6 protein-coding genes are annotated in these 13,933 nt (G+C 38.3%); all 6 read right to left on the bottom strand.

What is annotated here, in order from left to right:
* Positions 1–3: 3 nt before the first annotated feature.
* The 6 genes from ABFC98_02755 to ABFC98_02730 all read right to left on the bottom strand — a co-directional run bounded on the left by ABFC98_02755 (position 4) and on the right by ABFC98_02730 (position 13,919).
* Positions 4–5,091 (bottom strand): C25 family cysteine peptidase, encoded by a 5,088-nt coding sequence (locus tag ABFC98_02755; protein ID MEN6444948.1) that lies wholly within the window; start codon positions 5,089–5,091, stop codon positions 4–6.
* A 4-nt stretch (positions 5,092–5,095) separates the two neighbouring features.
* Complete coding sequence (gene purD / locus ABFC98_02750) at positions 5,096–6,328, bottom strand: phosphoribosylamine--glycine ligase (protein ID MEN6444947.1); 1,233 nt, start codon at positions 6,326–6,328, stop codon at positions 5,096–5,098.
* Positions 6,325–7,551 carry a CinA family nicotinamide mononucleotide deamidase-related protein gene (locus ABFC98_02745; protein MEN6444946.1) on the bottom strand — a complete coding sequence of 409 codons (1,227 nt, stop codon included), beginning with the start codon at positions 7,549–7,551 and terminating at the stop codon, positions 6,325–6,327. The genes purD and ABFC98_02745 overlap by 4 nt, the downstream gene beginning before the upstream one ends.
* A 1-nt stretch (position 7,552) precedes the next feature.
* A complete protein-coding gene (gene proS, locus ABFC98_02740; protein ID MEN6444945.1) occupies positions 7,553–9,073 on the bottom strand; it encodes a proline--tRNA ligase in 1,521 nt (506 codons plus the stop codon).
* A gap of 217 nt (positions 9,074–9,290) precedes the next feature.
* A complete protein-coding gene (locus ABFC98_02735) occupies positions 9,291–10,949 on the bottom strand; it encodes a T9SS type A sorting domain-containing protein (GenBank protein MEN6444944.1) in 1,659 nt (552 codons plus the stop codon).
* An 891-nt stretch (positions 10,950–11,840) separates the two neighbouring features.
* Positions 11,841–13,919 (bottom strand): response regulator, encoded by a 2,079-nt coding sequence (locus ABFC98_02730; protein ID MEN6444943.1) that lies wholly within the window; start codon positions 13,917–13,919, stop codon positions 11,841–11,843.
* Positions 13,920–13,933: the final 14 nt, after the last annotated feature.

Genomic DNA, 13,933 nt, shown 5'->3' with positions numbered 1-13,933 from the left:
CTCCTAATTCAGAATAGCCATTTTTTGGGTTTTTTCTATGGTTTTGCTGCCTTTTTTGGCTATAATCCGATAAAAATAAACCCCGTTAGCCAAAGTGTAACCGCCATCATCTTTACAATCCCAACCATACACTGTGCGCGGATATTCATGATAACCAACCCCAACCGGCAAATTTTTGAAGGTCTTTACTAAACGGCCGCTAATAGTATAGACCTTAATAGTAACTTCATCAGCTCCATCGGTCAATACATAAGTGAAACGCGTGCGCCCTTCATTTTTAGGATCAACAGCTGCACCTTCGCCTCCTGATCCTAAAACTGGATTAGGATAATTTGCCAAATTGATGACATCAAATTTATCATTTACCGTAAATTGAATATCTCGATTCGCCGGTTTACCGTTCAGATCTCGACAATGAACTTTCAGCTCGTGAATACCTCTACTTAATGAAAGCTGATATTTGATAGGTATTCTATTGATATTTTCCATATTGATGGAAACAACATAATCTTCAGCAGGAATAGGAATTCCATTTAAGAAAAGTTGAATGGAATTATCTATCACATCAATACCATTGGCATCAGATAGCAATAATGAAATAATGCCATTACCGGCAATATATCCACCAACCGTAAATTCCTGGTCTTGCACATTTACATCTATAGAGGGAGGAGCAAAATCGGTATCCCGAAAAATGCTGTATATACCAGTCCTATCCACTTCAAACTGAACTTTATTATTATTGGTATCCGTAAAACCGCCTATTAAAACCCACTTCTTATACTGTGAATTATAACGATATATTTTATAAGTATCACTACTTTCCTGCGCTTGCGTAAGGGAATCGGTAGCACTATAATTAAAGGATAATGTTATTCTTTTCCCCCCATTGAAAACTCCTAAGGAATCTGTAACTCCAGTTCCCAGCGCTAATATTTCATAAGGAATGGAATATTGATTGCCACTCATTCCATCGGGTGAATTCAATAAAATACTTTGCACATCAGGTTGATTGAGAGGAGGTAATGCCTCCAAAGTATTCACGGCAAACAGAATTTGATTGTTTTCGGGAACAATGCCTTTAGGGATAGTGCATTGCAGATTATTATCTATACTGCTGAGCGTTGACCCTGAACTATCAATCAGAAAGTAATTCAGAGGAACCTGCAGGCGGATATAATTACCTACATTGATATATGCTTGCCACTCAGGAAAAGTATTACTGGTATTAACTCTTACTTCCAATATTAAATTAGCATTAGGTAAATTGGCAAGAGAAATGCTATCCCAGCGCAATTCATTTACTTCTAAAGGAGGATAACTTTGGCTGGAAAAAAGAGTCAAATTATTCTCCGTTGTGCCGGTATAAAGTTTTAGATCCGTAGTAATTGAAGGAGTGTTTCCAACATTGGTTCCCAAAACTTTCAATAGCAAGTTGTTTCCATCTTGTTCCAATTTTATGTCTTTCAAAAGTAAATCAGGACCTGCCACCACATAGCTTTGCAAAATGGTTTCTGAAACACCTACATCTGTCTCCAGAATATATTTATAGAATATTTCTTTACGGGTAGGTTGCCTTCCTAAACGCGTAGTAGTAATATATAAAGTGCTATCCGTTTCCGACCTTTGCATTGGCAAATCTACCCAATTAACTACTTGCGTAGTGCTGTCGGTTCTTACTTTACAATAGATATTATGAACTGGCAAGGGACTAAACACTTTTGCCTTAAATAAAACCGAATCCGACCAGGCAGGTTCTGCGGGAACAAAACCTTGATGCACAACATTAGGTCTGCCTACACTATATTGAGAAATGCCAACATATTCATCTGTGGCAGAGTAACCTGCAACCATAATTTTTCTGGTATAGTTATTTGCTGTCTGATTCGTATTAGTATAAGAAGCAGTAAAATGACCATCTGGATACACAGGAAGATCATAAGGAATATTTACAACCTTTCCATTTTGCTTCATAATATATAAGCGGGCAGCATTTACTCCGGAAGGGAAATTTGCATTTACAATTAGAGTATCTGCTGGGTTTAGAACATAGTTCTCCGGTGAAACAGGAATATCCTTAATCGGCTTACGCAATTTGATGAGCGGATCACCCAAATAAGCAAAACCGTTGATTAAAGCATATCTGGCGGCAGGGGAATAAGTTGTGGAATAAAACCTGGCTAAAGCATAGATATTTGCCAAACCAATATTATCAAAATTATGTTTAAATAGTGCTTCACAATATGCCAAGCCCCAATCCTCATCGTGATCTAAATAACCCAAACCCGTAAAACCAGCGGTTCCAATTGCTCCTTTTTCGGGCTGCAAGACCAATGCCTCACTGATAGAAGCCATCCCGTTTGTATCAAAAGCGGAACAATAACAGGCAAGAGATAAAACTACTGGGTAAACTTGATTGTTAAGCGTTGCTACATCATTGAAATTGAAAAGATTATAGTCCGCCCAAATTCTTCCACCTCCGTGACCCATAAATTGAACATACTGAGTTCCGGAATTGATCGCGTCTTTCAGGTTAAAAGTTCCGCCAGAATAATCCGAGCCGACAGTTTGCGTAGAAGTATAAACCCTGGTCACTCTATATTCGGGAGGAATTGTTTTTCTAATAACGCGTTCTGATTGTTGCGCAAAAATATCATTCCCATCTTCGATTTTCCCTCCGGAAGTAAAAGTTAAGTGGTTGTTCCAAAGACGCGAAGTTTGGAGATTTTCCCTATACGATATAGCTTTTGCGGCATAGTCCAGAATTTGTTCTTGCTTCCAAACACTAATTCTGGCAATGGATACATCAGGAATATTATCAGTTCCGATAATACATCCATACCATTGATCACTTGCCGTAGCGCCATGTTTATATGTCCAGGTCTTTTTAACCGGCAGCAGATTATACATTCGAGAGTAACTGTCATCTCTTGTATCGTCAACACCTTCTCCTAAAAAAATAACCTGACTTACTTGTGGACTACTCCAATTGTTGTAAGCATAACGAATAAAGTCCTTGATTGGTTCAGCGCCTGTAATTCCGCAATTAAATTCGTCATAGATATCTTGCACATCCACAATTTGGATAGTGTGCCCTTCCGATTCCCACAGCGATTTTAATTGCAAAGTTCCTTCCACATCAGTAAACTGCCGGGGAGTAATAACAACGACATCAGCACTAAGATAGGGATTTTTCAAATCACTGGGAAAATTCAACCTAATGTTTTTCGGCGTTTTTTTCTTATTTTCCGTTACAGCAAAATATCTTACGGCATCGGAAGCAACGCTATCTTGCAAAGTAACTGTCCAGGGAGCATCACCATTAATGTTAAAGGGCTCTATCTGCACAGAATTGAACACACTGGAACCAATTTTATACACGGATATATTAGCATTACTGAATCCACTTACTTCAAATTGATACAAACTACCGGGGCGGTTGGAAGGTTTGGTAAATTTAATATAATCTTGATCGGTTTTATATTCTCGCCAATATTTTATTTCTGCCCAGTCCAATAAAACTTGTTCATCATCGCCCATAACGGTATTACCCGATAGAGAGATATATAAGTTATTTACTCCATGCCTTAATGCAGTATTGGAAATTGTGGTTTTATTTTCAAATATCTTTTCTTTCTGGCCAATCCAAGTTTGTGTATTAATCATTGCTTGGTTTAATCGGATAGATGCCTCATGGTCATATTGTCCACTGGTTAATGTTTCGGAATAAGTAAGCCCCATCAAACAAACTTTGGCTGAAGCATAACGAGTTGTAGTATCTTTCGGGTATTGTAATTCGATTGGCACTGTTTCCAGATCGGGAGCATTTATCTTTTTCCAAAACCAAACATCTTCTCGATAATAATTAGGATTATCGGCACTCCAACCCTGACCTAATTTATCGGTTACCAGTTGCTCTTCAAAGTGAACAGTTTCTTCATAAGCATCTGGAACAATATAATTTAAGTTATTATATTCGATTAAACCACCGTTTTCCACAGCCATCCTTGCACCAAAATGATCGATCAGTTTTAGGGTATAGACATTTTCAGATGTATAATCATCCATATAGGATGTGTCACCTTTGTGCCTCTCACCGTAGAATTCAAAATAATCACCTTGATTGAATACACCGTCATTCTCACCCATAAAGTTAATGGGCACTTGACCGTATTCATCGTTCAATTCCAAATAACGGGGATCAACATTGGCAGGAGTCCAGTTCATTTCTACTTGCAAGGAATCAACCATCAAATCGATATAATCCATCAGGTAATGGTAATCAACTTTATAAATCCCTTCTTTATCCACAATAATCTGGATTTCATTTACTGAGGAAGTTCCGTTTTTAGGTGCAGAATAATTAGTAGCGCGCGTTTTCTCCAAACGCCAGGTCTTGGAACTATTTTCATTTAAGAAGAAAGGCATCTCTTCACTGTCCAGAGGATTAGGATTCAGTTGCCAATTTTTCGAAGCATTCTTGGAACCATTGATAAACACATTGATGGAAATACTTTTATGGATAATCAGTTCCTTAGTTTGTGCCCTATACTGAAAAGGATAGATAAATAGCGGGATGAATTTACGGTTACCAACAAAAGCAACTTCACCTTTTTGGACCATTTGAACGGGGTATAGCTCACGATTGGAATATGCTTTAAAGTTTGGTCTATTATTATAGCCAAGTTCCTTGCCTTCCATTAACATAGTTGCCGCGGGAACTATATTGATATTTTTCAGGGTCTGGGATTCACTGCTTTCAATGCTAAAGCTATAATCACCATTTATCGGAACTGCTATAGCCGTAGCAAACATTTTTAGCTCTGGAAATCCCTCTTCTCCATAAATTGAACCATCCGCACAGTTAATTTTTTGCCAATTCTGACCGCCTATGGATAAATTATCCAATTCATAATCCGGCAGCTCAAAACTAATGGAAAGCATATCTTGGCTTTCCGAAACTAAAGTAATAGGAGCAGCGATAATTATTGCCGGTAGAAAAATTGCCAGCCATAATATTATACTATGCCAAATGGATAAGGGTTTGAACAGTGCTATATTATAGGTCTGCATAATGTATTTAATCTCCATTATCTTATAAGATATTCTTGCGTAATCCAATATCCTGTCGAAAAATTTTATTTTCGAAGCTTATCTGCTGAACTTTTGTGTATGCTTTTGCTCTTGCCTCATTTAGATCATTTCCGATGCCAACTGCACATAAAACCCTTCCTCCTGAAGTTACGAGACCATTCTCATCTCTGGCTACTCCTGAAAAATAAATTCCGTTATCCAAAACAGAAGGCATCTGGATAGGCAAGCCCTTTTTGTAGGCATTCGGATATCCATTGGAAGCTAAAACAACTCCCAAAGCGGTTTGCTGCGAAAATCTCAATTCCACATTGTTTATCTCACAATGCAAAATTGCTTCACAAATATCCACCAAGTCCGTTTCCAGTAAGGGCAAAATAACTTGTGCTTCCGGATCACCCAGGCGACAATTGAATTCCACCACTTTCGGACCTGTCTTGGTTATCATCAATCCACAGTAAAGTATCCCTTGATAAGGATAACCCAGTTCTTGCATTGCCAAAAGCGTTGGTTTGATTATTTCTGCCTCAATTTGGGCACGATATTTTTCGGCTTCAGGAACGGGAGCATAAGCACCCATTCCACCAGTATTAGGACCTCTGTCACTTTCAAAAAGTTGTTTATGGTCTTGAGCGAACAGAGTTGTTTTAAAATTTACTCCATCTGTAAAGGCAAATAAAGATACCTCCCACCCAGACAAATATTCTTCTACAATAACTCCTTTGTCGCTTATCCTGATCTGGGATAATGCTTCTTTGGCTTCCTCAAAACTGTTTACAATAATAACGCCTTTCCCTCCTGCCAGTCCATCAGCTTTGATCACGGCAGGATAGCCAAAACTATCAATTAATTCCAAGACCTGTTTAGAGTCCTTGGCAACTTTATAGCGTGCAGTAGGAATTCCTTTATTCTGCATCAAATTCTTGGCAAAGACCTTGCTGGTTTCCAATTGCGCGGCAAATTTACTCGGAGCGATAACAGCTATCCCTTTTTCTGCGAGAAAATCAGATAAACCCTCGGCAATTGGCTGTTCGGGTCCTATAAAAACAATGTCTATCAAATTCCTGTGGCAAAAATTAGCTATTTCTTCCTGGGACGGCAAATTCACACATTCATAGAATGAAGCAATTCCAGGATTGCCTGGGGACACAATTATCCTGGTTACACTTTTACTTTTGGCAAAACATTCCGCTATTGCGTGTTCTCTGCCTCCACTGCCGATCACTAAGATATTCAAATATTCCTTCCCTGTAATTTCTGGATTAAAGTAAGTATAACAAATTCAGCTGCTTTTGTCCGGATAATTTCCCTATCTCCGGTAAAGAATTGTTTTTCAGACCAATGTTTATCAGCGGCTATAAAGCCAAAACACACCATTCCTACAGGTTTTTTTGCTGTTCCACCATCGGGACCAGCTATTCCAGTTATGGAAATTGCATAAGTAGAATTTGTCAATACTTTTATTCCCTCCGCCATTTGCATTGCACAGCTCTCACTAACCGCTCCTTCATTTTCCAAGACCTGGTCGGAAACCTTTAATATCTTTTTCTTCAATTCGTTAGTGTATGTTATTATTCCACCCAAGAAGGAGTTAGATGCACCCGGAACATCAGTTATCAGCTTTTGAACCAAGCCCCCGGTACAGGACTCTGCCACACTTATTGTGTGGAAATTTTTCAACAGCAGAGATAATAAGACCTCCGCCGGGCTTTCTTCATCGTAGCCCCAAACATAATGCCTAATTTTGGGCAGCGCATCTTGAGATGCCTTTTCCACTTTTATTTTGTCCAATCCGTAAAAACGCAGATCAACTCTCCCTATTTGAGGAAGCCAAGCCAAAGATACGCCTTCTGGCAAATCAGCAAGGGTAATTAATTCAGCCAAACGGGATTCAGCTATGCCAAAAGTTCTCAATGTCTTAATAAATAGAGGTTTGGCTTCGGGGCAGTTGGTTTGGATAATTTTCTGTATTTGGGTTTCAAAAATATGTTTCATTTCGGAAGGCACACCCTGCAAAGCAAAGAACAAATTACCTCCTGCTTGATAAAACAAACCAGGAGCGGTTCCTAAATCATTTTGCAAAGGGATAAAATCATCCGGCACCATTGCTTGGGAACGATTGGTTTCCGGTATGGGGATATTTCGAGAAGCGAACCTTTTTTGGATCTGTTCCCAGATTGCATCATCAAAATGTTGCTTTTTCCCAAAGAAATCAGAAATTGCAGATTTGGTTAAATCGTCTTCCGTAGGGCCTAAACCACCGGTAGTAAAAACAATGTCATATTTTTTCCAGGTCTCTTGCAATGCTTGTTTTATTGCGACTGGGTCATCTTTTACAGTTATGCCATATTCTACCATCACACCCAATTTGGCAAGTTCCGAACCCAAATATGCCTGATTGGTATTGATGGTTTTGCCCATCAGGATTTCATTACCGATAGTTATAATGGCTGATTTCATTTTAGTATGCCCTGGCAAAAATTACCCTACGCTTAGATTTTTCACCACAATAGATACATTTACCTTCTTCTTCTTTTGCGTCAAAAGGAATGCAGCGGATGGTAACTTTCAGGTCTTCCTTTATTTTTTCTTCGCAAGATGGATTTCCACACCAATGGGAACTGGCAAAACCACCGCTTATTTCTTGTTCTTCATCATTTTTATAAGTAAAGAAACGGTAGAATTCCTCTTTATCGTTTATTTCCACGGTCCATTTTGCTTTAAAAGACAAAGCTCGTTGATAATATCCTTCCTGCATTTCTGCCAAGGTCTTCAAAATATGATCTGCCAGATCGTCAACGCAAATTGATTCTTTTTCTTTGGGTTCTTTATCTCTTCGGGCAAGCATCACAGAATTGTTGATAATATCACGAGGACCTATTTCCAGGCGGAGAGGGATGCCTTTTTTTATCCAATCCCAATTTCTTTCGCTGCTGGTTAAATCTCTGGTATCCAGTTCGGCATAAACTTGAATATCATCCAAACATAAGCATTTCAAATTGTTTTGCACTTTTTCCGCAAAAGCCATCACTGCTTGTTTTTCTTCTTCATTTCGGTAAATTGGAATAATTGCAATATGAGAAGGAGCAATTTTAGGAGGCAAAACAAGCCCGTTATCATCGCTATGAGCCATAATTATAGCACCGATCAAACGCGTGGAAACACCCCAAGAAGTAGTCCAGCCATATTCTATTTCTCCTTTCCGATTTTGGAATTTGATACCTGATGCTTTCGCAAAATTTTGTCCCAAAAAGTGAGATGTCCCCGATTGCAATGCTTTTCTATCCTGCATCATTGCCTCAATACAATAAGTTGTAACGGCACCCGGAAATTTTTCACTTTCGGTTTTTTCCCCTTGAATTACAGGCAAAGCAAGATAATCACGCGCAAAAGTAGCATAAACATTTAGCATTTTTAAGGTCTCTTCTCGAGCTTCTTTTTCCGTTTCATGCACAGTATGTCCTTCCTGCCAAAGAAATTCCGTAGTTCTTAAAAATAAACGAGTACGCATTTCCCAGCGCACAATATTAGCCCATTGATTTATCAATAAAGGCAAATCGCGATAGGAATTTACCCATTTGGCAAAGGAAGCGCCGATAATTGTTTCACTGGTGGGGCGAACAATATAGGGCTCAGTGAGTTCTCCGCCAAGTTTCAATCCGCCTTTTTCATCTGCTTCCAATTTACTATGAGTTACTATCGCGCATTCTTTAGCAAAACCTTCTATATGTTCGGCTTCTTTTTCAAAAAAACTTTTCGGTATGAAGATAGGAAAATAGGCATTTCTATGCCCCGTTTCACGAAACATTCCATCCAAAATATGTTGAATGTTTTCCCAAATTGCATAGCCCCAGGGCTTTATAACCATACAACCACGCACTTCACTATTTTCAGCCATATCGGCTGCTTTGATCACTTGTTGATACCATTCAGCGTAATTTTCTTCCCGGGTAGGGGTAATAGCCGTTTTTTTATTATTCATCTTATTTCTCCACTATCCATACCTAAATAATTTCAGTTCTTTACCTGCTTTTTCCCCAAGGAGCAATGAAATTAGAGAGGTAAAATTTCCAAAGCCAATTCTTGAATTGTGCCTATATTGTCAATGCAAAAGAGAAATAAAGAATTCCTTGTCGCTTTACCTAAGTGACTATATTTTATAAAATATCACTGCTGATTTTGGGGGCTATTTATAACCCTTAGAAACACGAAAAGTATTTACTGATAACCCCTTTTTCCGTTTTGATTTTTAGAATGTAAATACCGGAACCGGCATTTTTACCTTCTTGATTCAAGCCGTCCCAATTCCAGACAACTTTGCCACTATACTGGGCTTTAGGAAAGCGTTTGACCAATTGTCCCTTGATATTATAAATAGACGCTTCGTCAGTTAATTTCAGCCCGTTTTTTAATTCAAACTGAACTTTCCCTCGGGAAGGATTAGGATATATAGATATACTACATAGATCTGGCACTATTTGAGGATCAGAAATTGCTTGGGCTTCCCCATTTACTTTTACTATAAAGGAATAGCTATTGGAAGAAGGCGGAATGAAAAAATCGCCAAAATATAAGCTATCAGTTGAATTGGAACCAGTAATCACACAGCCCCCTGTTTCTAAAGCGGTAATATCTACAATACCCAGATAGAATAAATAGCCAGCATCATAGGTTTGTAATCCCCATTGCCATTGCCCTTGCGGATTTGCTTCAGCTACATAGATATTGGCATTATTATAATATCCGGTTAAAGTATCATCACCAAAAGTATAATTACCCCATAACATCCCGGTCATATAGCAATTACCTGTTTCATCTCCACAGATTTTGGTTGGTATGCAATTTCCCATTGCAGAATCATCATTATACCATTCCCAGCTTTGATTAAAATTCAATTTTCCACAATAAGGAGAAGCATCCAACCGATTATTTTGCATACTATCAAATAAAATAAAAAATATATCACAAGTAATATAACTATTGCCAACAGGGTCAATATAGCTATCCACAATCCCCATTCCGCCATCACTGATCCTTTCACCCCAAATTGGATTGCCGTTAGCATCCAGTTTTACTATATAACCACTTGTTTCCTGACTGGTTAAAATTACCTGATTAGGATAACCAAATGCACATTGATAGAGAAAATAACCGGTTATATAACAGTTTCCTAAATTGTCCGTTCCCAGGTTTATGCATTCTGGACAATCGTATAAATTACTTGCTTGTTGAGCCCATACAGGATTTAACTGGTTATCCCATTTGCCAATAAATAATCCCTCATAAGCATTAGTTAAATTTGTGCTGCCAATAGTAATGGAATATCTATAATTTCCACTTAAAAACACAATTCCATCTAAAGTTACAGCCAAACCTTTTAAGGTGTCTTGACCCTCGGAGCCAATCGCTATTGCATTCAGTATATTTCCTGCAGAGGATAATTTCACACAAAAGATATCACTATCACCATTATTTTCCAATAGCGCTGTTCCAGCTGTAAAATCCTGGTTAAAAAGACCTCCTACATAGATATTATCTTCTGCATCCACTGCAATTTTATGGGCATATTCAGCTCCTGTTCCACCTATTGAACAAGCCCACAGCCAATTACCTTCAACATCAAGTTGAGCCACAAACGCATCCGTTGACCCTGCAGAATTTAGAGTTATTGCTCCCAAACTGAGTTCACCTTCAAAATAGCCGGTCACATTAATTCTATCCTGAGAATCACTTTTAAGGTTATAGATAATACAGTTTCCGGTGCAAAATGTTCTTTGCATCCAAGCCCATTCGGGAGGATTGCCCATTAAGGCACCGGCAAAAATCAAAAGGACGACGAGCAAAATATGCTTTTTCATTTCTACCTCCTTTTTCCTCTTTTGCCAGTAGATATTATATAAGAAATTTTGTCAAGATTTTTTTATTTGCTTCGGAAATCGCCTTATAACCATCATAGCATAGGTTTTGTCCTAAAAAGAAAGAGAAAGGCAAGGGAATGCCAATGATAAAATTGTGCTAAATTCACTGAAAACTACTTTTTTTGAAGGGATTAGCTAAAAAGTGGAAAAGTGAAAAAGGTGGAAAAGTGAAACAAGAGGATAATTTTAGTTGCAATTTATAAAAACTATATTAGGGTAGCTATTTTTTATTTCAAGGTTATTGCCCATAAAACTGAATGTAATGCCCTGTAGCTATTTTAGCAAAATTCAGGAGACGCCCAATAATTTTTGCAGCGAAACATTCTTCCAATTTTACCGTCACTTCTCTTATAAAAACCACCTATTTGTCTTCTAACTTCCTTGCTTGAAGATATTTATTTAGCGTCTAACATCCCTTAATCAAGCGTTAATTGTTAACGCTTGATTAAGGGGTGATAAACACTTGATGAACGCTTGGAAGCAAGGACGAAAAGTGGAACTTGCCTCCGCTAAGCAGTTTGAGGGAAAGTAAAACAGGCATTAGGATAGATAAATACATTAGGAAAAGACATAATAGCGACCCAAAATTTTACACTTCAGGGAGATGGGCTAATCAAGTTTTTTTTTGGTAAATCAACTGAAGGTAACTAATGGACTAAACCCAGCTAATGCAGATATAAAAAGGAAGAACTTGCAAAAAAATATGCTTAGGGCTAATTTTCAGAAGTTTGAATGGGATAAGTTTCTACTGCATTATAGTTGAAGAATCATAACCTAACTAAATGCTATAATGATAATTATGAAACACTCTTTAAAAAAGCATTTACCGTGCTATTCCATTGCTTCCACCGACAATTGTTTGTGAATGGCGGTTTCCAATTCGGAACGCGTGAAGGGCTTTGCCAAAAAATAAATATCCGGAGTAATATCTCCGTATTGATGCAAAAAATTATCTGAATAACCGGACATAAGGATAATTTTGGTGCCGGGCAGCATTTTTTTTACTTCCGCGGCAAAAGCGATGCCATTGATGCCGGGCATAATAACATTGGAAATGATCAAATCGGGCTTTAATCCATTTTTTTCTAATTTAATGAGTGCATCGTCTCCACTTACACAAGTAAGCACTTTGTAGCCAAGTTTGGTAACTGTTTTGGCGGTCAGATTTCTAATTGACTCATCATCTTCCACAACTATAACCGCCTCCAAATGACCGACAATTTTAAGTTTTGGTATTTCGGGAATAGCTACTTCCGGTGATTCTTCCGTTACCGGATAGAGAATTTTAAAAGAAGTTCCTTTCCCTGGAACAGAACTCACTTTCACATATCCGCTGGTACTTTGAATAATTCTATAAACCGTAACCAACCCAAGACCGGTTCCTTTGTGGTTACCTTTGGTTGTGAAAAAAGGTTCAAAAATATGGCTGAGGGTTTCTTCATCCATACCTATTCCCGTATCGGAAACAGTTAATAAAACATATCTGCCAGGACGAATGTTAGGATATTGTTTCAGAAAGCTGGAATCGGTGGTATAATTCTTCAGCGAAATAGTTAAAGTCCCTCCCTCAGGCATAGCATCACTGGCGTTGATAACCAAATTTAAGATAACCTGTTCCATCTGTCCTACATCCGATTTTACATAACCAAGGTCTTTATCGCAATCTATTACAACTTCAATATTTTCCCCAATTAGGCGTCTGATCATTTTGGACATATCATCCAAAATTTGATTCAATAATAAAGATTCCGGCTGCACAATCTGTTTGCGACTGAATGCTAAAAGCTGTCTTGTAACGGTGGAAGCTCTCTGACCGGCCTTCATAATTTCGTCCAAATCACTTTTGACGGGGCAATCTGCTATTACTTGATAAAGAGCATTTTCCGCATTGCCTAAAATGACGGTTAAGATATTGTTAAAATCGTGAGCAACACCTCCAGCCAGCTGTCCGATGGTAATCAGTTTTTGCGCTTGCGTAAGCTGTTCTTTCAAGTTATTTTCTTCAATTTCGATACTTTTTCTTTCTGTTTGGTCTTGAAAATAGCCATACACATTGGTGACTTTACCATTTTTAGTGACGGGAGTTCCTGCCGTGCAAATATATTTTCTGTTGCCTTTTTTAGTTGTTATCCAACCCTCGATGGCGTAAGGGATGGCATTTAGGTAACAATTAACGAATGAACACTTGATTTTTTTCTTGTCTGTATCGGTGTAACATTGCATACAGAGATCAAACATTGTGCGATCGTCTATGTCTTTGTGTAATGCCAAATCCAGATCGTGAATGAGAAAAACTTGATCGGTCCAATACATTTTTTTGCGAGCTACATCCCATTCCCAGCCACCCATATTTGCCACTCGTTGCGTTGCTTTCAATAATCTTTCATTGCGTTGCAATGCTTTCATCGCCTGCTTGCGAGCTATGGTCTCCTGCTCAGTTTCCAACATTTTCTGTTCCAGTTTCCGCACTAAACGCTCACTGTATAATTTTTGCACTTCTTGTTCATTTTCCTCTGAACCGAGTATCTCCTTTCTTTCCGCAGAGTTATCTTTGATTACATTTTCTAATGTTTCCATTATAACCCTCGGATCTGCCGGTTTTACTAAAAAAGCATTGGCGCCAACTTTCGTGGCAAGTTCTTCATCTTTAGCTCCGGTATAGGTAGCAGTATAAAAAACAAAAGGAATATACTTATGTTTTTCGGACTTCCTTACTTCTCGGCATAAAGTAAATCCATCCATTACAGGCATCAAAATGTCGCTAAAAATTACATCCACTATCTCGCTTTGTAAAATATTTAGTGCCTCTTTACCGTTCATAGCTTCTAAAACTTCATGTCCTTTACCTGAAAACAGCGATTTCAACATATAATTATTGTCAATGCGGTCATCTACGATTAAAATTTTCATTACTCTTCCCTCAA

Source organism: Candidatus Cloacimonas sp. (assembly GCA_039680785.1).
In the GTDB taxonomy this organism is placed as follows: Bacteria; Cloacimonadota; Cloacimonadia; order Cloacimonadales; family Cloacimonadaceae; genus Cloacimonas.
The sequence above is the reverse complement of the archived record's forward strand: the minus strand, read 5'-3'. Positions and strand labels throughout refer to the sequence as shown.

Bases quoted from the DNA above. Each gene is read 5' to 3' on its own strand.
- ABFC98_02755 (MEN6444948.1), bottom strand. From the start codon at position 5,091: ATGGAGATTAAATACATTATGCAGACCTATAATATAGCACTGTTCAAA.
- ABFC98_02745 (MEN6444946.1), bottom strand. From the start codon at position 7,551: ATGAAATCAGCCATTATAACTATCGGTAATGAAATCCTGATGGGCAAA.
- proS (MEN6444945.1), bottom strand. From the start codon at position 9,073: ATGAATAATAAAAAAACGGCTATTACCCCTACCCGGGAAGAAAATTAC.
- ABFC98_02735 (MEN6444944.1), bottom strand. From the start codon at position 10,949: ATGAAAAAGCATATTTTGCTCGTCGTCCTTTTGATTTTTGCCGGTGCC.
- ABFC98_02730 (MEN6444943.1), bottom strand. From the start codon at position 13,919: ATGAAAATTTTAATCGTAGATGACCGCATTGACAATAATTATATGTTG.